We start from the raw sequence: 18,900 nt of genomic DNA on the forward strand, positions 1-18,900 counted from the left end.
GCTGGCTCCCTAACCCCACAGTTGGGCAATGGTCTGTTTAAACTGCCGCGCCGCTTCCACCGGATTAGCCGCATCGCGAATGCTGCGCCCGGCAATAAAAACGTGGATGGGGATACCCTTGAACAAGGGCAGATCTTCCAGCGACAGACCGCCGGTAACCGTCACCCTGAACCCCATTTCGGCCAGGCGACGGACGGTGGCGATATCCGCCTCGCCCCATGCCACGCCGGCGGCCTGTGCATCACGGCTGCGGTGGTAGACGACCTGCTGTATTCCGGCCGCACGCCATTCTTGCGCCTGCTCCCAGGTCCAGAACCCCGTCAATTCGATCTGCACGTCGCCGTTAAACTCCCGCGCCACGCCCAGCGCACCTTTCACCGTGTTGATATCCGCACAGCAAATAACGGTCACCCAATCGGCATTGGCTTCAAAACACATGCGCGCCAGAATTTTCCCGGCATCGGCAATCTTGGCATCGGCCAGCACGATCCGATCCGGATACAGCGCTTTCAATTCGCGCACCGCCCGTACCCCTTCCGCCACGCACAGGATGGTGCCGACCTCGATAATATCCACTTCACCCGCAATCAGGCGGGTCGTTTGAAAGGCATCGCTCAGCGCGAGATTGTCCAACGCCACCTGCAACATTGGTAATGGGTTTGCCATCGTATTTCTCCTGATTAACGCACTGCGGCCGCAGACGTTTGGTTGATTAAATCCAGTACCTGCTGCGCGGTGCGGCAGGCGCGCAGGCGATCAAAATTGGCTTCATCCTCAAACAGAGTGACCACTTGCATAATGCCCACCTCCTGATGCACCTGGGCATCCACGGCGGCCAACGTGATCAGGATGTCGATCGGATCGTTTTCCGCATCGCCAAAACACACCGGCGTTTTCAGCGTCACCAATGCAAACCCGGTTTTCAGCACGCCCTCCTCCGGGCGGCCATGCGGCATCGCCAGGCCCGGCGCCAGCACAAAGTAGGGGCCGTGCTGGGCGACGCCGTCCATAATGGCCTGAAAATAACGCGGTTCCACCACGCCGGCCGCGACCAGCAAATCAACGCCCAGCCGCACCGCCTGCCGCCAATCCGCGGCTTCGGCCTGCAGGAGAATGGCGTTGTTTTGCGCCAATGAATCGCTCAATTTCATGCCTGCCCCCTTATTTGATGTCGTGCGGGAAATGCGCGCCAATCACCGCCATCAGTTTCGGACCAAAGTCCGCGGCGGACAGCATATTGCGCACCCCGACGACATACTTATTGCCGCTGACGACAATCTCATTCGCCACATGGGTTGACGCGATGATGATATCGGCGCCATTCAGTTCGGCTTTGTATTCCCCCACCGCACAGCTGTTTACCGAGTGATCCACACCCTGCTGGGTAAGGAACTGGTCGACCTTCATTTTCATGATCATGGAACTGCCCTGCCCGCAACCGCATACCGCCAGAATTCGTACCGTCATGATGTGCCCTCCAGTTAATGAGATGCCGATTCAATGTGTTGTTTTTCTGCGTTTTCTTCCATGCGCAACGTGCGCCCGGCGAAGAACATGTACAGCAGTGCGATAACGATCACCACGCCCATAAACCACAGGCCAAAGTACAAGCCCTGCATCAGCGGTGGCGCCAGAATCGACCAGTCCGCCATCCCCATCCAGGCGCTTAACCCGGTCAGCTTGACGGCCCAGACGCAGCCGAAGATTTCAACCATGCCCATCACCAGGCAGATCTTCAGCGCCGCGCGCCAGCCGCCAAAATGGTTGGCGAACACGCCGATGGTGGCGTTGGAGAAGAACATCGGGATAAAGCCGGGAATGATCATGATGGAAGAACCGATACCGAGCAGAATGCCGACGGCGAGCAGTTGGCCGATGGTGCCCCACATAAAGCCCCAGACCACCGCGTTCGGTGCAAAGCTGTAAATGGCCGCGCAGTCAATCGCCAGCACGGCGCCGGGGATCAGGCGCTGCGAGATACCGTTGAAGGCTTCGGTCAACTCGGCGACGAACATGCGCACGCCCTGCACAATGATGAAGATCGCCACCGCGAACATCAGGCCGGTTTGCAGGATGTAAATGGTCCAATGGGTTTGCCCGGCCATCTGCTGCAACGTGTTCAGGCCGAATGAGCACAGGATGACGCCGAAGAATACCGTCATGACAATGGCGGTGGAGACGATGTTATCGTGGAAAATATTCAGCCATCCCGGCAGCTTCAGATCCTCTACGCTCTCTTCTTTCTTGCCCAGATAAGGCGCGGCCTTATAGGCCAGCCACGACGCGAACTGCTGCTGGTGGCCAATCGAGAACCCGCTGTTTTCCGTCACCGCCTGGGTGGGTTTGAACATCATGTTGGAGGTAATGCCCCAGTACAGTGAAGCAATCAGCGCACTGCACAGCACCGTGGTCCACATGCCGTAGCCCATGATGTAGAAGAACACGGCGATCAGCCCCACCTGCTGGAACATGATGTGGCCGGTCAACATGATGGTGCGAATACCGGTAATACGCCGCAGCAGCACATAAAGGATATTGAGCGCCAACGCCAGCAACACCGCATAGCCAACCCAACTATAAGCCCCTTCCATCCGTTCGATGGTCGCCATCATTGATGAATAGGTGTCAGAGATCGCGCCGTTGATGCCATACACTTGCGATAGCTTCGCGACGACGGGTTTAAACGTGCTGGTGAGAATGCCGGAACCGGCCTGCAACAGCATGAAGCCGATAATGGTTTTGATGGTGCCTTTGATGATGACCGCCGCGCTTTTGCGCAGCAGGATATAGCCCAGCAGGGTGACCAACCCCAGCAGTAACGGGGCATTCGTCATCACTTGATTAAAAAAAACGGTGAAAATGGTGTAAAGGATTTCCATACGGTTCTCCAGGTAACGTTGGCCCGCATGCTGCGCTCTGGAAAACCCGCCGGCACAGTAACGCAGGAACCCCATCACCATATCAATCACCAAGAATCACCAAAAGATCACAAATGATTATTTGTGAACAACCTCTCAAGTTATAAATCAATCCCATAGTAATTCAATGCACTAGCGTAAAAACCGCGATTATTCATTGAATTTATTATGATGAAATAAAAACGCAGCATACTAAACACACTTTACCCCTCCCCCATCGGCCACATTCCCCCCATTGCCAGCCTCATAAAACGGTGCTAGATTCAGTCAAAGTAAATCATTTAATGATTACATGTGATTATTAAACTAACCTAACCCCGATGATGAGGACTGAATCATGAGTAAAGTAGCCGCAATCACACGTGAATCCTGGATACTGAATACCTTTCCGGAATGGGGGACCTGGCTCAATGAGGAAATAGAACAAACGCAGGTCGCTCCAGGCACCTTCAGCATGTGGTGGCTGGGATGCACCGGCATTTGGTTAAAATCGGAGGAAGGCGCCAACCTGTGCGTCGATTTTTGGTGCGGCACCGGGAAACAGAGCCATGGGAACCCATTGATGAAAACCGGCCACCAGATGCAACGCATGGCCGGAGTGAAAAAGCTGCAGCCGAACCTGCGCACCACGCCGTTTGTTCTTGATCCTTTCGCGATTAAACAGATCGATGCGGTATTGGCCACCCATGACCATAACGACCATATTGACGTCAACGTCGCCGCCGCCGTGCTGCAAAACTGTGCGGATACGGTGCCTTTCATTGGCCCACAGAGCTGCGTGGATATTTGGATCGGTTGGGGGGTTCCGCGCGAACGCTGCACCGTTGTCAAACCCGGCGATGTGATAAAAATCAAGGACGTGGAAATCCACGCGATGGACGCCTTCGATCGCACCGCGTTGATTACGTTGCCACCGGAGCAAAAGGCTGCGGGCGTGTTGCCGGATGGCATGGATCAGCGTGCGGTCAATTACCTGTTTAAAACGCCGGGCGGCAATCTCTATCACAGCGGTGACTCACACTATTCCAACTACTACGCCAAACACGGCAATGAGCACCACATTGACGTGGCCTTAGGCTCCTACGGTGAAAACCCGCGCGGTATCACCGATAAAATGACCAGCGCCGATATCCTGCGGATGGCGGAATCGCTGAACGCCAAGGTAGTGATCCCGTTCCACCATGATATCTGGTCAAATTTCCAGGCCGATCCACAAGAGATCCGCATGCTGTGGGAAATGAAAAAAGATCGGTTGAAATACGGCTTCAAGCCGTTTATCTGGCAGGTTGGCGGCAAATTTACCTGGCCACAGGACAAAGATAATTTGGAATACCACTACCCGCGTGGTTTTGACGATTGTTTTACCCTTGAACCGGATTTACCGTTCAAATCCTTCCTGTAGCCGGTATAGGGGCAGCGCGCAACGCTATTATGCGCACTTTTGAACAGATATGATTCAAATTATCAATCAGTGCGCATATAATCGGAAAAACGTGTCCCTACCCTTCAACGGAGCCTGCATGACAGAGTCCCAACGCCACAATGCCATTCTCGATCTCTTACAGCGTAAGGGGCAAATTTCCGTTACGGACGTGATCAGCGCGTTTGATATCTCGCCAGCTACCGCCCGCCGCGATATTAATAAACTCAATCAGATCGGCAAGCTGCGTAAGGTGCGCAACGGCGCAGAGGCCACCCATACCGTACGGCCGGCCTGGACACCGCTTAATATTCACCAAACGCAACATCTGGATGAAAAAATGCGGATTGCCAAAGCGGCCGCGCAGCTTTGCCAGCCGGGTGAAAGCGTGGTGATTAACTGTGGCTCCACCGCTTTCCTGCTGGGCCGTGAGATGTGTGGCAAAGAGGTGCAGGTGATCACCAACTATCTGCCGTTGGCCAATTATCTGATTGAACGCGAGCACGACAGCGTCGTCATCATGGGTGGCCAGTACAATAAAACACAATCGATCACCCTGGCGCCCCAGGATGGCGATACGACGCTGTACGCTGGGCACTGGATGTTTACCAGCGGTATCGGCCTGACGGCCGATGGGTTGTATAAAACCGACATGCTCACCGCCATGGCCGAGCAGAAGATGCTCAACTATGTTGGCAAGCTGGTGGTTTTAGTCGACAGTAGCAAAGTCGGGCAACGCGCCGGTATGCTGTTCAGCCGCACCGAGCAAATCAATATCGTGATCACCGGCCGCGAAGCCGATCCGGCAATCGTGGAGCAACTGCGCCAGCAGGGGGTTGAGGTACAGTTGGTATAGCCTTCCGGCGGTTATTGCCGAAATGAAAATTTTGATGATGACGGCCGCCAGGTGAATCCGCTGATAGATGCGTCTGACGGCCAGATAGCGCGTTTCGGGACGGAATGAAGATCAGTGGCGAATCTTCGCCAAATCGTCGTCGGTAAGACCGGTCATTTTTTTGACGGTGTGGTGATCGAGACCGTTCTGCAGCATAGTGCGGGCAATTTTCAGCGTAGCTTCGCGCTCACCTTTTACAATGCCACGTTGCTCACCAAGCTGGATACCTTGCTCAATCCCCTTCTCAATGCCCTTTTGTTCAAGCTGTTGCGCGATGGTCATCAGTTCGTCCTCATGTTGCGGTACCCGCTTTGCCAGTTCACGTACAAAGGCCTCTGCGTCTGAAGTTTCGCCCGCCTGTACGAGGTAGTTTATCAGTGAAACCAGCTGCTGTCCTGTCATGTGTTCCGTCAGCAACAGGGTGGCCAGATTGTCCAGCAGGTCTGCCAAATCCCGCCGGTGAATATGTTTCTGCAGCAGCGTCAGTGCCGCCATACTGCGGTGGCCCATTATCTCGTCATCGGGAATCACCGTCACATCAACCAAAGGGAAACTACCGCTGTAAAGGCTTTCGGCCAGAGCCGGTGTGGCAAATTCGTCCAGCCACCGGGTTGAATACGGATAGGGGCTACGCCTGCCCGTATAGAATAGCACCGGTATCACCAGCGGCAGTTGTTGATGACCGGCATCCAGGTGGCGCTGCATAGCCGCCACCGCGTAACGAAGAAGCCTGAACGCCATATGCTTGTCAGGAGATGACTGGTGTTCAATGAGCACGTGAATATAGCCGTCATCGCCCGCCGTGGTTTTCAGACTGTAGAGGATGTCGCTGAAATAAGGGCGCAAATTCTCTTCGACAAAGCTACCGGATTCCAGCTTAAGGGTATTGAAGTCACAGACTGCCTGCAGTTCTGCCGGCAGATGCAGTTGCATGAAATCCCTGGCGGTATCGGGATGGGTCAGAAACTGTTTGAATGCCAGATCGTGTGGGGTTGGGCTGCGATTCCGGCTGCCCTTCGCTTTCCTGTCAGACATGCCTTCTCCTTTGCCTTTATGGCGGCATCTTGCATGGACGGATTGTATCGAAACGCAGGCTTGCATACCCGCTGGTTGTGGCGTCCGATAGGGAGCGTTACTGTTGCTATTTACGAATATCCAGAGAAATGTCGTCTATCTTGAGAAATAAAAACCACAGCGTTGCCCCGGTCTTAAACGGCGCAGAATTCGCTACACTATCCGTGTCTCCCAATCACAAGGCAGTTATTCGTTATGGAACAGTTTGAAGCGATCAACGTAGAACAGGCCTATGCCCGCTGGAAAGATGGCAGCGCCGCGCTGGTTGATATCCGTGATCCGCAAAGCTTTCAGGCCGGGCATACGCCGGGCGCTTTTCATCTTACTAACGACAGCCTGCACGCCTTTATGCAGCAGAATGATTTCGATCGGCCGGTGATGGTGATGTGCTATCACGGCAACAGCAGCCGCGGCGCCGCACAGTACCTGTTGACCCAAGGCTTTGACGCCGTCTACAGCATCGACGGCGGTTTTGAAGCCTGGCTGCGCCAGTTCCCGCAGGATGTCGAAACGTCCGTTTAGCCTGTAAGGGCGCGTCCGCTGCGCCCTGTTCCCTTTATGATTGCGCCAGTACCATCGGCCGTTTCACAAACAGGCCGTAGCTCAGCGCGCCCAGCATCAGTAAGCCCGCCCCCAGCAGGAACACATTGGTGAACTGGCCGGTCAGATCGAGGATCACACCGGTGACGATAGGCGCCATGGCCGCCCCGAGGAAACCACCAAAGTTCTGAATTGCCCCCAGCGACGCCACCTGTTCTTTCGGCGCGATATCGGTCGCCAGCGTCCAGATCACCCCGGAAGGGAGCTGCGAGCAGAAGTACCCCAGCGTCAGCAGCAGGATGCACAGCGGCGTGCTATCCACAAAGGGGATCGGCGCCACAAAGCAAGCCGCCAACGCCGCGCCGCAAACGATCGGGACCTTGCGCGCTGCGATCGCCTTGGCGCCGCGGCGGATCATCCAATCAGACAGCGCACCACCGCAAAGCACCCCAAGGATCCCGGCGAAGAACGGGATCGAGGCGATCCAGCCGGTCTGCTTGAGGCTGAACCCCAGCGAAGTTTCCAGGTAGCTCGGCAGCCAGGTCAGGTACACCCAAATGGTGAACATGATTGAGAAGTTGCCCACAATCATGAACCAGGTGGTTTTATGGCGGAATAGTGAGCCCCAGCTGGCCTTGGCCACCGCCTGGCCCGCCGGTTGCGCAACCGGGCGTTTGCCGGCGTGGATCAGCGCTTCTTCACGCGCATCCGGATCGCGGTAGAACTTCAGCCAGGCCAGCAGCAGCGGAATGCCTGCCAGACCAATGACGATAAACATGCCGCGCCAGCCCAGGGTCAGCAGTAAGACCGTCAGGATCGGCGGCGCCACGGCGTTGGCAATTTGCGAACCGGTATTGATGATGGACGTCGGCAGCCCGCGTTCCTTTTCCGAGAACCACCGGTGGGTGATTTTGATCCCGGAGGTAAAGAACGGCGATTCAGACACCCCCAGCATCATGCGCAAGCCGTAAAACAGCGAATAGCTGTTCACAAAGGCCGCCATCGCGGTAAAGGCCGACCACAGGCTTAGCGCCCAGGCGAACATTTTCTTCGGCCCCAACTTATCCACCAGCCAGCCCGCAGGCAGGTTAGCCAGCGCATAGGGCCACAGAAAAGCAGAAAGCAGCATACCCATTTCAGTGGATGAGAAGCCAAACTCCCTGGCGATGGTGGTATTGGCGATGCTCAGGTTGGCCCGATCAAGGTAGTTTACGATCGCCGCCAACAGCAGGATCAAAATGATCCCCCAGCGCAAGCGCGTGATGGGCGTTGCCTGCGTCTGGGCTACTGCCGTCGGGTTGATAGCCGTGGTTACGTTTTTCATCATTCACCCCCGCTAAACAAACTGAGGTGAATTTTGATTACCGCTTTGCGGATCAACGCTTCACCATGGCTCTGGCAGCAAGGCCGGTGCAGATCGTGCGGGAAAAACACCGCGAACATGCCGGGCTGCAAAGTGACCGCTATCTCGTTATGCGTCTGCTGATAAAACACGATGTCGTGTTCCAGGCGCTGTTCCGTGATCGTTTCATCGCCCTGGCGGCGGGCAACGCCGATGGTCTCTTCACCCTGCAGCAGGTATTGAATATCGACAAAGTCAAAATGCGACTCTGCACGCATCTGTTCTGCCGGTACGGTGTGCATTTCCTGCAGCAGACAAAACAGCTTGCCGGGGATAATGTCGATCTTGCCGAGCGGCAGCGCGCTGAAGTCGGTGCGTTGAATAAACGCAATGGCCTGGTGAATGATGGGATGGAACGCATGCTTCTCCTGCGCCCAATCCTGGAGATCGCAAATCATCATAATGTAGTGCCCCGTATAGTGGTTGTTTTAGCGGGTTTAGGTACAAAAGTGGGGTTTGCAGCGGGGCGCAACGCCCCGCAATGGCTTAGCCAGCCACCTTTTTCTGGTAAAACGCCGTGCCGGTGTGGATTTGCTCCAACAGCACGCCGAGCCCCCAGAATTTTTCCAGCACGTTGTCTTTATTCACCCGGCAAAATTCGCTGCTGAAGGTGCCAAGACGCTGGTGATAGATTTTGGCGTTCTTCGGGTAACCCAGGGTTTCGGTCACCGCTGCCAGCGACAGGAAGATCGACAACTCCTGAGCGAGCGCCGGTTGCTGCGCCCCGTGGTGATACAACCAGTGGTAGAGTTCAGGGTGGAAATTGGTGAATACGCCGCTAAAGCCTTTGGAACCGGCCTGCATGGCCGGATAGGCGATGGCGGCGTTGGCATTGATAATGTTCAACGGCGTGCCGGCAACCAGTTTTACCCGGCGGGTGACGGTTGGCAGATCACAGCTGACGTCCTTCAGTACCACAAAGCGGCCGCTATTGGCGCAATAGGTCAGCTCTTCGTCGCTCAGCAGGCGACGATAAGGCGCCGGGCATTCATACAGCCCCAGCGGCAGCTCGGCCGGCAGCGCCGCCAGCAGTTGCTCCAGCGTGCTGAAAAACGCCGCGCTCCCCTGTTGTTTGGGATCAAGATGGTTGGTCACCAGCACCAGCGCATCAATGCCGGTTTGCGCCATCGCCTGCAGTTCTTCAACCTGCTGGCCCAGCTCATCGCTAATATGGCCGGAAGCGATCACCGGCACGCGGCCATCCACCTGTTGCACCACAAAACGCGCCAGTGCAACGCGCTCCGCCAGGCTGAGATACTGCATCTCGCTAGACTGGCACACCGCAAACAGCGCATCGACGCCGCGCGCAAGATACCAGTCGATCAGCCGCGCCAGGCCGGGGTAATCAATCTCGTTTTGTTCGGTGAACGGCGTTAACATCACAGGAACAATGCCATCAATGCTTTTCATTTATCACTCCTCGCGCCGCACTTGCGGCTACTCATTATCTGATGTATCGGATTAGCGCTGGCTCAAGCGAGCCACCACCTGTTCGTGTTGCGGCATGTTGGAAGCGCCCTCCCGTTCAACCGCCAGAGAGGCAAACGCCGCGGCGTAAGTCGCCGCCTGAACCAGCGTCTGCCCGCTCGCCACGGCCGCCGCCAGGGCGCCGTTGAACGCATCGCCCGCACCGGTAGTATCAACGCTCAATGCCGGGAACGCTGGAATGTGCTGGAACTGGCCGCCGTCCAGGATCAGCGCCCCGCGCGATCCCATGGTGATAATCACCCGCCTGGCCCCCAGCCCAATGATGCGCAGCGCCGCTTCTTTGGCGCTGGCCAAATCCGTTACTTCAATACCGGAAAGCAAAGAGGCTTCGGTTTCATTCGGGGTAATCACGTCGACAAATTCCAGGCTCTGCAACGCATCGCTGGAATAAGGGGCGGGGTTTAGAATGACTTTTATTCCCAACGCATTAGCCAGCTTCATGGCATTTAGCGTGGCATCAAAATTATTTTCCAACTGCAGCAGCAAAACGTCGGCATTCGACAACTCCGGGGTAATTGCCGCTACTTCTTCATCGGTAATGGTTTTATTGGCGCCGGAATAAATGGCAATCATATTTTCGCCATCCTGCTGCGACACATAAATAATCGCGTTACCGGTGGGTTCGGTTTCCGACTGATATAAATTAAAGGAATGTATTTCTGATGAAGAAAGATGATCAAAAGCGAATTGGCTGAACTGATCCTTGCCCACCTTCGACACAAAATGCACGCAGGCGCCGGCGCGGCTGGCGGCGGTGGCCTGATTAGCCCCTTTGCCGCCAGGGCCAAGCGTGCTACCCAGCGCCAGCAAAGACTCGCCGCCGCGAGGGAAACGGGCCACCTTCGCCACGATATCGACATTAAACGAACCTAATATACACACCTTACCCTGCATTTTTTTTCCCCTGCCTTTTTCCGGCGTTTTCTTTCTCTGGTTTTCCAGGCGTTTTAATAACACTTCGAAATTCCCGCCAGTTTCAGTAATTAATTTGGCCTGGAGGCTGCGGCGAATCACAATCGCGCCGCCGTAGCAACGCTGCGCGAATCCCTGCCGGGTTAATTCATTTAAATCACTGCGAATAGTCTCTTTGGACACGGCAAACGCCGTGGATAAATATGTCACGCTAACGCGCTCATATTTATCCAAATATTCCAAGATCTTATTGCGTCGTTCTTCAAGAAACATAATCACCTCAGCACCTGTTTTTGAGAGTACGGGAGCGCCTGTGGCTAAAAAGTGACTGGGATCATATGTTGTGGGGCAAAACGGAAGTAAACAAAAATCGCGGTAAAAAACCGCAATTCGTCTGGGTTTGAGGGGTGGCTCACATTTTCTTGAACGGCCAAAATGGCCGGGTTACCGGCGCCTGGGCTTATGGTTTTTTTTCAATCCTTTGCCTGTGTTCAGGATTTCGACGTTATAATCAGCCGTCATCTCCGCCACTGATAACCGGCGGTCAAAATCATTCAATTAGACGGAAAAGCTATGGTTCGCGTGATCGCCGTTTCCAATCCACGCCTGGCACAGGCCTTCATAGATTATATGGCGACCCAGGGTATTCAATTAACGGCACGCCACACTGATGAAGCGGCAGAAATCTGGCTGGAGGATGAAGCCCGGCTGGAACAGGTGCAGCACGAGCTGCAACAGTTCCTGCACGATCCGCTCAACCGCCGCTACCAAGCCGCCAGTTGGCAAACCGGCACCACCGATGCCGGGCTGCATTACCAGCGCGCCTCTTATTGGCAGATCATCCGCAGCAAGGCCGGCCCGCTGACGCTCAGCGTGATGGCACTGTGCATCCTGGTATATATCCTGATGCAGATCATGGGCGCAGACCATGTGATGTACTGGCTCTCCTGGCCGCAGAACAGCAGCCAATATTCGCAGCTGTGGCGCTGGGTCAGCCACGCCTTCCTGCACTTTTCACTGCTGCACATTGTCTTCAACCTGATGTGGTGGTGGTATCTTGGCGGCCCGTTGGAAAAGCGCCTTGGCGCCGGCAAGCTATTCGTGCTGGCTGTGGTATCCGCATTTTTCAGCGGCTGGGCGCAGTCTCTGTTCAGCGGCGCCTTGTTCGGCGGCCTTTCCGGCGTGGTCTATGCGCTGATGGGCTACGTGTGGCTCAGCGGCGAACGCGCCCCAGAGCGCGGCCTGATGCTGCCGCGTGGCCTGATGGCGTTTGCCGCCCTGTGGCTGGTTGCCGGCTATTTCGATATTTTAGGCATGTCGATCGCCAACGCAGCACACGTGGCTGGTTTAGTGTTAGGGTTAATGATGGCATATTGGGACACGCGTCATCGTGCGCACAGCGAACAATAACAGTCACGGCCATAGCCGCGGCAACGGGCATGGTTTGGCGTATAAGGTAGAGGAATATCGTGAAGCAAACACAGCGTCATGACGCAATTATTGAGCTGGTGCGGCAACAAGGATATGTCAGTACCGAGGAGCTGGTCGAACATTTTGCCGTCAGCCCGCAGACCATCCGCCGCGATCTCAACGATCTGGCCGATCAGAACAAAATCCAGCGCCACCACGGCGGCGCCGCTCTGCCCTCCAGCTCGGTGAACGCCGCCTATCACGACCGCAAGGTGATGTGGTCGGAAGAGAAAGCGCGCATCGCCCAGCGCGTTGCCAGCCAGATCCCCGATGGCGCCACGCTGTTTATCGATATCGGCACCACGCCCGAAGCGGTGGCCCATGCGTTGATGAATCACAAAAACCTGCGCGTGGTGACCAATAACCTTAACGTTGCAACGCTACTGACCGCCAAAGAGGATTTCAGGCTGATCCTGGCCGGGGGCGAAGTACGCACCCGCGACGGCGGCATCATGGGCGAAGCCACGCTGGATTTCATCTCCCAGTTCCGTCTTGACTATGGCATTCTCGGCATCAGCGGTATTGATATGGACGGTTCGCTGCTCGAATTCGATTATCACGAAGTGCGCACCAAGCGAGCGATTATCGAAAACTCACGCTGCGTGATGCTGGTGACCGACCATTCCAAGTTTGGCCGCAATGCGATGGTGAACCTTGGCAATATGAACCTGATTGATTATTTGTTTACCGATCAGTTGCCGCCGCCCAGCGTGATGAAAATCATTGAGCAGTATGATGTGCAACTGGAGCTGTGCTGATACGCCTGCGCCCTCTGATGTGCGCGAGGGCGAACGCGCCTACAGCGGCATATAGATATCGAAACGGTGGTTTTTGGTCAGGGTTGCGGCATGCGCCGCCACGTTAGCCAACGGTGGCGCATAGTCCGGGCGCTTCACCACAATGCGTTTGGTCGCCAGGCGCCGCGCCGGCTCCAGCAGGCCGTCGGCATCATCATCGCTGCCCACCAGCGACTGGAACACCCGCATTTCTTTCTTCACCAGCGCGCTTTTCTGCCGGTGCGGATACATAGGATCGAGATACACCACCTCCGGGCGCGCTTCAATCTGTGCCAGCGCCGTCAGGCTGGAAGCGTGCAGCAGCGACATACGCTCGCGCAGCCAGGGGCCGATATCCGCATCCTGATAGCCACGCTGCAAGCCATCGTCCAGCAACGCGGCCACGACAGGGTTGCGTTCCAGCATGCGCACGCGGCAACCCAGTGCCGCCAGCACATACGCATCGCGCCCCAGGCCGGCGGTCGCATCCACCACGTCCGGCAGATAGCTGCCCTTGATGCCTACGGCTTTGGCCACCGCCTCCCCGCGGCCGCCGCCAAAACGCCGGCGGTGCGCCATGGCGCCCGACACGAAATCGACGTAAATCGCCCCTAGCTTTGGCTCGTCGCGCTTGCGCAGTTCCAGCCGCTCGGGGGTTAACACCAGAGCCATTAGCGCATCATCATCGGAAACGAGCCGCCAACGCTCAGCCAAAATAGACAAGGCGCCGGGATCGGCGCCTGCTTCACACAATAAACACACGCTCACGTGTTTGGTTACCCTTTGATACCGTAATGGCGCAGCATAGCATCCAGTTGCGGTTCGCGGCCACGGAAGCGTTTGAACAGATCCATCGGCGCTTCCGAACCCCCGCGCGACAGGATGTTATCAAGGAACGACTTCCCGGTTTCCGGGTTAAAGATGCCCTCTTCCTCAAAGCGTGAGAACGCGTCTGCCGACAGCACTTCCGCCCACAGATAGCTGTAATAGCCCGCCGCATAACCGCCGGCAAAGATATGGCTGAAGGCATGCGGGAAGCGGTTCCAGCTTGGCGATGGCACCACGGCGACCATTTTCTTCACTTCCGCCAGCGTTGGCAGCACCTGCGCGCCTTTTTCCGGGCTGTATTCCACGTGCATACGGAAATCGAACAGGCCGAACTCCAACTGACGCAGGATGAACATGGCCGCCTGGTAGTTTTTCGCTTCCAGCAGCTTGTCGAGCAGCGCTTTCGGCAGCGGCTCGCCGGTTTGGTAGTGGCCAGAGATAAATGCCAGCGCTTCCGGTTCCCAGCACCAGTTTTCCATAAACTGGCTCGGCAGCTCCACCGCATCCCATGGCACACCGCTGATACCGGCAACACCGGCGGTGTCGATCTGGGTCAGCATATGGTGCAAACCATGGCCGAACTCATGGAACAGCGTGGTCACTTCGTTGTGGGTAAACAGCGCAGGCTTGTCGCCCAACGGACGGTTGAAGTTACACACCAGGAAGGCCACCGGCTTTTGCAGCTCGCCATTGGCTTTACGCAGGCTGCAGACGCAGTCGTCCATCCAGGCGCCGCCGCGTTTGTGTTCGCGGGCGTACAAATCCAGATAGAAACTGCCGCGCAGTTCGCCGCTGGCGTCGAACAGATCGAAGAAGCGCACCTCTGGGTGCCAGGTGTCCACATCCTTACGCTCTTTGGCGGTGATGCCATAAATGCGCTTCACCACCTCAAACAACCCTTCCACCACGCGCTGTTCCGGGAAATAGGGGCGCAGTTGCTCATCGCTGATCGAGAACAGATGCTGTTTCTGTTTTTCGCTGTAGTAGGCGATATCCCACGGCGCCAACGTTTCCACGCCGTAATTCTCTTCGGCGAAGGCGCGCAGCTGCGCCAGTTCTTGTTCGGCCTGTGGGCGCGCGCGTTTGGCCAGATCGGTCAGGAAGCCGATCACCTGCTCCGTGCTTTCCGCCATTTTGGTCGCCAGCGATTTGTGCGCATAGGAGGCAAAACCCAGCAGTTGCGCCTGTTCGTGACGCAGCGCCAGCTTTTCCGCCATTACTTCGCTGTTGTCCCATTTGCCGGCGTTCGGCCCCTGATCGGAAGCGCGGGTGCTGAACGCGCGATACATTTCTTCACGCAGCGCCTGATTATCGGCATAGGTCATTACCGGCAGATAGCTCGGCATATCCAGCGTCAGCAGCCAGCCTTCCTGCTCTTTGGCCTGCGCCATGGCTTGCGCCGCCGCCAACGCGCTTTCCGGCAGACCGCTCAGCTCGTCCACGTTGGTAATCAGCTTGCTCCAGCCCATGGTGGCATCCAGCACGTTATTGCTGAACGTCGAGCTTAGCTCAGACAGGCGCGCGGAAATTTCGCCGTAGCGTTTCTGTTTTTCTGGGGAAAGGCCGATACCGGACAGTTCAAAATCACGCAGCGCGTTTTCCACCGCTTTGCGCTGCGCGACGCTCAGTTGGTGGAAACCTTCCCCGTCCTTCAGGCTGCAATAGGCCTGGTACAGCCCGGCATGCTGGCCCACCCAGGTGCCATATTCCGACAGCAGCGGCAGCGCCTGCTCATAGGCCGTGCGCAGCTCCGGGCTGTTCTTGACGGCATTGAGGTGGCCAATCGGCGACCAGATACGCGACAGGCGATCGTCCACCTCCGCCAGCGGTTGGCAAAGGTTATCCCAGGTAAACGGCCCCGGCTGCGCGACCACACGTTCCACCGTAGCGCGGCAATCAGCCAAAGCTGACTGCACTGCCGGCACAATGTGTTCAGGGCGAATGGCGGAAAACGGCGGTAGGGAAAATGGGGTCAGCAACGGATTTGTCATAGAGCAGTCCTGAAGTTGGGGCCCGGGATAAATACCCGGCCTTAAAATGCGTTTGAACAACTAACATGGAGGCAAGCTGCTTGAAAATCAATGGCTGCCGTTGATAGTTCGTGCCTTACGCGCTGCCCACTTGACGGATCCTGGCCGCCAGCGCGGCCAAATTCCGATCGTCGGCGCGGTTGGCGTCATGGGAAGACAAATAGCCTTCGTAACGATCGAAAAACTTTTCCAAATGCGATTCTATCGGCTGCCATTGATCCAGTTCCGCGGTGCCGTGCATCGGGATCAGCTTGGCATGCACGTGATCGACGCCAAAACCTTCAAATACCATGCCGCTGCGCCCCACATCATCGAACGCGCGATCGAGCAATTGGGCAACCTGCTTGGTAGCCAATATCAGTTGGCCCAGCACTTCATCCGGCAGGGTGAAGGCATAGCTTGGGTAGTGTGCTTTCGGGATCACCACCGTGAAGCCTTCGGTATTGGGATAAATCGACAGGAACGCCAGATGATTATCGTCTTGCCAAATGGTGTGGCATGGCGCCCGCCCCGCCACCATCTCACAAAATATGCAGCTCATTTCTCCTCCTTGCCGTCACGGCGATGCATTTCACTTTTTCTGACCCGAACAGTTTATACTGTCACAATATTGCACCTTTTTGATCCCGCTCCGGTAGGAGCACAAGGAATGACCAAACGCCATGCTTAGTTACCGCCACAGTTTTCACGCCGGCAACCATGCCGATGTGCTCAAGCACACCGTGCAAAGCCTGATCATTGAATCAATGAAAGAAAAAGAAAAACCCTTCCTGTACCTGGATACCCATTCCGGCGCCGGGCGTTACCAACTGAGCGGGGAACACGCCGAGCGCACCGGGGAATACCTGGAAGGCATCGGCCAACTTTGGCAGCGTGACGATCTGCCGCAGGAACTGGCGGCCTACATGAGCGTGGTGCACAATTTCAACCGCAGCGGCCAACTGCGCTACTACCCCGGCTCGCCGCTGATTGCCCGCCAACTGCTGCGCCCGCAGGACAAAATCCACCTGACGGAGCTACACCCGAGCGATTATCCGCTGTTGCGCGGCGAGTTCCAGAAGGATGAACGCGCCAAAGTGCTCCGCGCCGACGGGTATCAGCAGCTCAAATCGCAGTTGCCGCCCCCGACGCGCCGCGGCCTCATCCTGATGGATCCGCCGTATGAAATGAAGACCGATTACCAGGATGTGGTCAAAGGCATACAGGAAGGCTATAAGCGCTTTGCCACCGGCACCTATGCGCTGTGGTACCCGGTCGTCCTGCGCCAGCAGATCAAGCGCATGCTCAAGGAACTGGAAGCGACCGGGATCCGCCGCATCCTGCAAATTGAGCTGGCCGTCAAACCCGACAGCGATCACCGCGGTATGACCGCCTCCGGCATGATCGTGATTAACCCGCCGTGGAAGCTGGAACAGCAGATGAACACCGTGCTGCCCTGGCTGCACCAGGCGCTGGTTCCCACCGGGATCGGCCATCATCTGGTGCACTGGGTGGTGCCGGAGTGATCCCCGCCTGGCCCGGCAATCCGGTTGCCTGGGCCACCAGGGCGCCTGCGGCGCATTCCGCCGCAACCTATTACAATCATTGATGCAATCTTTGCGACAAACAACGCTCAGGCGTTAAACTCTTAGCCTCTTCAAATAACACAAACGCATGGAACCCCAAATGACAAAACATTACGATTATCTTGCAATTGGCGGCGGCAGCGGTGGGATCGCATCGATCAACCGGGCAGCCATGTATGGCCAGAAATGCGCGCTGATCGAAGCTAAAGAACTGGGTGGTACTTGCGTCAACGTGGGCTGTGTTCCCAAGAAAGTTATGTGGCACGCGGCGCAGATCGCCGAGGCCATCCACCAGTACGGGCCGGACTATGGCTTTGACGCCACGGTTAACGCGTTTAACTGGAAAACGCTGATCGCCAACCGTAGCGCTTATATTGACCGCATCCATAACTCTTATGACAACGTGCTGGGCAAAAATAAGGTTGACGTCATTAAAGGGTTCGCCCGCTTTGTCGACGCGCACACGGTAGAAGTGAACGGCGAGAAGATCACCGCCGATCACATTCTGATCGCCACCGGCGGGCGCCCAAGCCACCCCGATATTCCCGGCGCCGAATACGGTATCGATTCCGACGGTTTCTTCGCGCTGGATGACATGCCAAAGCGCGTTGCCATTATCGGCGCAGGCTATATTGCGGTAGAAATTGCCGGCGTGCTGAACGCACTGGGCGCAGAGACCCATTTGTTTGTGCGCAAACACGCGCCGCTGCGCACCTTTGATCCGCTGATTGTCGATACCTTGGTCGAGGTGATGAACACCGAAGGGCCGAACCTGCACACCGAATCCACGCCGAAGGCCATCACCAAGAATGCCGACGGCAGCTTGACGCTGCAGTTAGAAAACGGCCAAACCTTCACCGTCGACAGCCTGATTTGGGCCATCGGCCGTGAACCGGCAACCGACAACCTGAACCTGGGCGTCACCGGGGTAAAAACCAACGACAAAGGCTACATCGAGGTCGATAAACTCCAGAACACCAGCGTGCCAGGCATTTACGCCGTGGGCGACAACACCGGCGCGGTTGAGCTGACGCCAGTGGCCGTTGCGGCAGGCCGCCGTTTGTCCGAGCGCCTGTTCAACAACAAGCCCGATGAGCATCTGGACTACAGTAACATCCCGACCGTGGTCTTCAGCCACCCGCCGATCGGCACCATTGGCCTGACCGAACCACAGGCAAAAGAAAAATACGGCGATGATCAGGTGAAGGTTTACACCTCTTCATTCACCGCCATGTATACCGCAGTCACCCAGCACCGCCAGCCGTGCCGGATGAAACTGGTTTGCGTGGGTAAAGACGAAAAAGTCGTCGGCCTGCACGGTATCGGCTTCGGGATGGATGAAATCCTGCAGGGCTTTGCCGTGGCGGTGAAAATGGGCGCCACTAAGAAAGACTTCGACAACACCGTTGCCATCCACCCGACGGCTTCGGAAGAGTTCGTTACCATGCGCTAAATGCCGATAGCTTGAACGCCGGGCCCCCGGCGTTCAAGTTCCTGAAGCATTCGATAGGCTTCACATTGGCCGCACTAATGAAACCGAACTATTTTTATTAAAATTCCATCAACGTTTGCTGACTATGGG

At 56.4% G+C, this 18,900-nt stretch carries 19 protein-coding genes; 7 read left to right on the forward strand and 12 right to left on the reverse strand.

Annotated features, from left to right (window positions below; translation table 11 throughout):
• Positions 1–9: 9 nt before the first annotated feature.
• From ABFX35_RS22790 to ulaA, 4 genes are read right to left on the reverse strand one after another with little or no spacing between them, the layout of a single operon-like run.
• Positions 10–666 (reverse strand): 3-keto-L-gulonate-6-phosphate decarboxylase UlaD, encoded by a 657-nt coding sequence (locus ABFX35_RS22790; RefSeq protein ID WP_346083039.1) that lies wholly within the window; start codon positions 664–666, stop codon positions 10–12.
• Positions 667–680: 14 nt separating this feature from the next.
• Entirely contained in the window at positions 681–1,151 is a 471-nt protein-coding gene (ulaC, locus tag ABFX35_RS22795) for a PTS ascorbate transporter subunit IIA (RefSeq protein ID WP_095846690.1), read from the reverse strand.
• A 10-nt stretch (positions 1,152–1,161) separates the two neighbouring features.
• Entirely contained in the window at positions 1,162–1,467 is a 306-nt protein-coding gene (ulaB, locus tag ABFX35_RS22800; RefSeq protein WP_095846689.1) for a PTS ascorbate transporter subunit IIB, read from the reverse strand.
• 14 nt (positions 1,468–1,481) lie between these two features.
• Entirely contained in the window at positions 1,482–2,879 is a 1,398-nt protein-coding gene (gene ulaA, locus ABFX35_RS22805) for a PTS ascorbate transporter subunit IIC (protein WP_095849022.1), read from the reverse strand.
• Positions 2,880–3,255: 376 nt separating this feature from the next.
• Here ulaA and ulaG point away from each other — a divergent pair, with 376 nt between their 5' ends.
• Positions 3,256–4,320, forward strand: a complete 1,065-nt coding sequence (gene ulaG / locus ABFX35_RS22810) for an L-ascorbate 6-phosphate lactonase (RefSeq protein WP_095846688.1) — start codon at positions 3,256–3,258, stop codon at positions 4,318–4,320.
• Positions 4,321–4,438: 118 nt separating this feature from the next.
• A complete protein-coding gene (ulaR, locus tag ABFX35_RS22815; RefSeq protein ID WP_095846687.1) occupies positions 4,439–5,194 on the forward strand; it encodes an HTH-type transcriptional regulator UlaR in 756 nt (251 codons plus the stop codon).
• A gap of 111 nt (positions 5,195–5,305) precedes the next feature.
• On the opposite strand, the gene ABFX35_RS22820 is transcribed toward ulaR, so the two are convergent.
• Complete coding sequence (locus ABFX35_RS22820; protein WP_346083040.1) at positions 5,306–6,268, reverse strand: Rpn family recombination-promoting nuclease/putative transposase; 963 nt, start codon at positions 6,266–6,268, stop codon at positions 5,306–5,308.
• Positions 6,269–6,502: 234 nt separating this feature from the next.
• Between ABFX35_RS22820 and glpE the strand changes: the two genes are divergently transcribed.
• Positions 6,503–6,829 (forward strand): thiosulfate sulfurtransferase GlpE, encoded by a 327-nt coding sequence (gene glpE / locus ABFX35_RS22825; RefSeq protein ID WP_279027983.1) that lies wholly within the window; start codon positions 6,503–6,505, stop codon positions 6,827–6,829.
• Positions 6,830–6,863: 34 nt separating this feature from the next.
• Here the strand turns inward: glpE and ABFX35_RS22830 are convergent, their stop codons facing one another.
• The 4 genes from ABFX35_RS22830 to rbsK all read right to left on the reverse strand — a co-directional run bounded on the left by ABFX35_RS22830 (position 6,864) and on the right by rbsK (position 10,922).
• Positions 6,864–8,171: an MFS transporter gene (locus ABFX35_RS22830; RefSeq protein ID WP_279027993.1), complete on the reverse strand. Its 1,308-nt coding sequence runs from the start codon at positions 8,169–8,171 to the stop codon at positions 6,864–6,866.
• Positions 8,171–8,650, reverse strand: a complete 480-nt coding sequence (locus tag ABFX35_RS22835; RefSeq protein WP_279027985.1) for a NanQ anomerase/TabA/YiaL family protein — start codon at positions 8,648–8,650, stop codon at positions 8,171–8,173. Before ABFX35_RS22835 ends, ABFX35_RS22830 begins: the two co-directional genes overlap by 1 nt.
• An 85-nt stretch (positions 8,651–8,735) precedes the next feature.
• Positions 8,736–9,659 (reverse strand): dihydrodipicolinate synthase family protein, encoded by a 924-nt coding sequence (locus ABFX35_RS22840; RefSeq protein ID WP_346083041.1) that lies wholly within the window; start codon positions 9,657–9,659, stop codon positions 8,736–8,738.
• Between the two features lie 51 nt (positions 9,660–9,710).
• The gene (rbsK, locus tag ABFX35_RS22845) at positions 9,711–10,922 is read right to left on the reverse strand and encodes a ribokinase (RefSeq protein WP_346083042.1); all 1,212 of its coding nucleotides are present in this window, start codon (positions 10,920–10,922) and stop codon (positions 9,711–9,713) included.
• 300 nt (positions 10,923–11,222) lie between these two features.
• Between rbsK and glpG the strand changes: the two genes are divergently transcribed.
• Entirely contained in the window at positions 11,223–12,059 is an 837-nt protein-coding gene (gene glpG / locus ABFX35_RS22850) for a rhomboid family intramembrane serine protease GlpG (RefSeq protein ID WP_346083043.1), read from the forward strand.
• 59 nt (positions 12,060–12,118) lie between these two features.
• Positions 12,119–12,877 carry a DeoR/GlpR family transcriptional regulator gene (locus tag ABFX35_RS22855; protein WP_095846680.1) on the forward strand — a complete coding sequence of 253 codons (759 nt, stop codon included), beginning with the start codon at positions 12,119–12,121 and terminating at the stop codon, positions 12,875–12,877.
• Between the two features lie 39 nt (positions 12,878–12,916).
• Here ABFX35_RS22855 and rsmJ read toward each other — a convergent pair whose 3' ends face one another.
• The 3 genes from rsmJ to ABFX35_RS22870 form a co-directional block, all read right to left on the reverse strand.
• Positions 12,917–13,663: a 16S rRNA (guanine(1516)-N(2))-methyltransferase RsmJ gene (rsmJ, locus tag ABFX35_RS22860; RefSeq protein WP_121554259.1), complete on the reverse strand. Its 747-nt coding sequence runs from the start codon at positions 13,661–13,663 to the stop codon at positions 12,917–12,919.
• Between the two features lie 8 nt (positions 13,664–13,671).
• The gene (gene prlC / locus ABFX35_RS22865) at positions 13,672–15,714 is read right to left on the reverse strand and encodes an oligopeptidase A (protein ID WP_279025419.1); all 2,043 of its coding nucleotides are present in this window, start codon (positions 15,712–15,714) and stop codon (positions 13,672–13,674) included.
• Between the two features lie 115 nt (positions 15,715–15,829).
• The gene (locus ABFX35_RS22870; RefSeq protein WP_346083045.1) at positions 15,830–16,294 is read right to left on the reverse strand and encodes an HIT family protein; all 465 of its coding nucleotides are present in this window, start codon (positions 16,292–16,294) and stop codon (positions 15,830–15,832) included.
• 121 nt (positions 16,295–16,415) lie between these two features.
• Between ABFX35_RS22870 and ABFX35_RS22875 the strand changes: the two genes are divergently transcribed.
• Both ABFX35_RS22875 and gorA read left to right on the forward strand, forming a co-directional pair.
• Complete coding sequence (locus ABFX35_RS22875) at positions 16,416–17,258, forward strand: 23S rRNA (adenine(2030)-N(6))-methyltransferase RlmJ (protein ID WP_279025423.1); 843 nt, start codon at positions 16,416–16,418, stop codon at positions 17,256–17,258.
• A gap of 160 nt (positions 17,259–17,418) precedes the next feature.
• A complete protein-coding gene (gorA, locus tag ABFX35_RS22880; RefSeq protein ID WP_346083047.1) occupies positions 17,419–18,771 on the forward strand; it encodes a glutathione-disulfide reductase in 1,353 nt (450 codons plus the stop codon).
• The last annotated feature ends 129 nt before the right edge of the window (positions 18,772–18,900 follow it).

This window comes from Gibbsiella dentisursi, assembly GCF_039539505.1.
Classification (GTDB): Bacteria; Pseudomonadota; Gammaproteobacteria; order Enterobacterales; family Enterobacteriaceae; genus Gibbsiella; species Gibbsiella quercinecans.

Bases quoted from the DNA above. Each gene is read 5' to 3' on its own strand.
- ulaG (WP_095846688.1), top strand. From the start codon at position 3,256: ATGAGTAAAGTAGCCGCAATCACACGTGAATCCTGGATACTGAATACC.
- ABFX35_RS22820 (WP_346083040.1), bottom strand. From the start codon at position 6,268: ATGTCTGACAGGAAAGCGAAGGGCAGCCGGAATCGCAGCCCAACCCCA.
- ABFX35_RS22835 (WP_279027985.1), bottom strand. From the start codon at position 8,650: ATGATGATTTGCGATCTCCAGGATTGGGCGCAGGAGAAGCATGCGTTC.
- ulaA (WP_095849022.1), bottom strand. From the start codon at position 2,879: ATGGAAATCCTTTACACCATTTTCACCGTTTTTTTTAATCAAGTGATG.
- ulaB (WP_095846689.1), bottom strand. From the start codon at position 1,467: ATGACGGTACGAATTCTGGCGGTATGCGGTTGCGGGCAGGGCAGTTCC.
- ulaC (WP_095846690.1), bottom strand. From the start codon at position 1,151: ATGAAATTGAGCGATTCATTGGCGCAAAACAACGCCATTCTCCTGCAG.
- glpG (WP_346083043.1), top strand. From the start codon at position 11,223: ATGGTTCGCGTGATCGCCGTTTCCAATCCACGCCTGGCACAGGCCTTC.
- ABFX35_RS22830 (WP_279027993.1), bottom strand. From the start codon at position 8,171: ATGAAAAACGTAACCACGGCTATCAACCCGACGGCAGTAGCCCAGACG.
- glpE (WP_279027983.1), top strand. From the start codon at position 6,503: ATGGAACAGTTTGAAGCGATCAACGTAGAACAGGCCTATGCCCGCTGG.
- gorA (WP_346083047.1), top strand. From the start codon at position 17,419: ATGACAAAACATTACGATTATCTTGCAATTGGCGGCGGCAGCGGTGGG.
- prlC (WP_279025419.1), bottom strand. From the start codon at position 15,714: ATGACAAATCCGTTGCTGACCCCATTTTCCCTACCGCCGTTTTCCGCC.
- ABFX35_RS22870 (WP_346083045.1), bottom strand. From the start codon at position 16,294: ATGAGCTGCATATTTTGTGAGATGGTGGCGGGGCGGGCGCCATGCCAC.
- ABFX35_RS22790 (WP_346083039.1), bottom strand. From the start codon at position 666: ATGGCAAACCCATTACCAATGTTGCAGGTGGCGTTGGACAATCTCGCG.
- rbsK (WP_346083042.1), bottom strand. From the start codon at position 10,922: ATGTTTCTTGAAGAACGACGCAATAAGATCTTGGAATATTTGGATAAA.
- ABFX35_RS22840 (WP_346083041.1), bottom strand. From the start codon at position 9,659: ATGAAAAGCATTGATGGCATTGTTCCTGTGATGTTAACGCCGTTCACC.
- ulaR (WP_095846687.1), top strand. From the start codon at position 4,439: ATGACAGAGTCCCAACGCCACAATGCCATTCTCGATCTCTTACAGCGT.
- ABFX35_RS22875 (WP_279025423.1), top strand. From the start codon at position 16,416: ATGCTTAGTTACCGCCACAGTTTTCACGCCGGCAACCATGCCGATGTG.